We start from the raw sequence: 845 nt of genomic DNA, 5'->3' as shown, positions 1-845 counted from the left end.
ATCTCGTGCGTCCACTCACCGGCATCGATCACCGCCCAGCCGAACTCGACCCCCTCAACCGGCACCACCTGCTGGTGAGGGATCCCATCAACCGTGGGGAACACCGTGCGCAGGCTTTCATGGCGGGCCACCACATCGGTCAGCGCGGCCGCCAGGGCCTCCACGTCGAGTGGCCCCGTCAGGCGCACCGCGATGGGCATGTTGTAAACCGCAGACCGGCCCAGTAACTGGTCGATAAACCACAACCGGGATTGGGCAAACGACAACGGCACCACCGCGGGCCGCTGCTGGGCCGTCAGCGGGGCCAGCCCACCCCCGGCGTTGGCGTGGATGCGGGGTGCTAGCTGGGCGATGGTGGGCGCCTCAAACACCGCCCGCACCGACAAGTCAGCATCCAAAGAATTGTTGATGGCGGCGATCAGCCGCATCGCCGACAACGAATCCCCACCCAACTCGAAAAACGAGTCCTCCACCCCCACCCGCTCCAGCCCAAGGACTTGCGCATAAATGCCCGCCAACATCTCCTCGGCCAGACTGGCCGGGGCGCGATAAGGAGCACCGGTGTAGTCGGGGGCGGGTAGGGCGCGGGTGTCGAGCTTGCCATTGACCGTCAACGGCAGAGCGTCGAGCACCACAATCGCGGCCGGCACCATATAGGCGGGCAGCCGATCCGCGAGCTGGCTGCGGATCGCGACCGGATCCACGATCCCCGAACCGGATTGCGTGACATAGCCGATCAGGCGCTTATCGCCGGGGTGGTCCTCGCGGGCAATCACCACCGCCTGATCCACCCCATCCACATTGGCCAGGGCGGTGCGGATTTCACCCAATTCGATGCGATACCC

General features: G+C 65.8%; 1 protein-coding gene. It reads right to left on the bottom strand.

Annotated elements, in window-relative coordinates; genetic code table 11:
* Positions 1–845: condensation domain-containing protein (locus tag A5692_RS06110; RefSeq protein ID WP_231984211.1), on the bottom strand; the 845-nt coding region annotated here is incomplete at both ends.

The organism is Mycobacterium sp. E342 (genome assembly GCF_001667665.1).
Taxonomy (GTDB): domain Bacteria; phylum Actinomycetota; class Actinomycetes; order Mycobacteriales; family Mycobacteriaceae; genus Mycobacterium.
The sequence above is the reverse complement of the archived record's forward strand: the minus strand, read 5'-3'. Positions and strand labels throughout refer to the sequence as shown.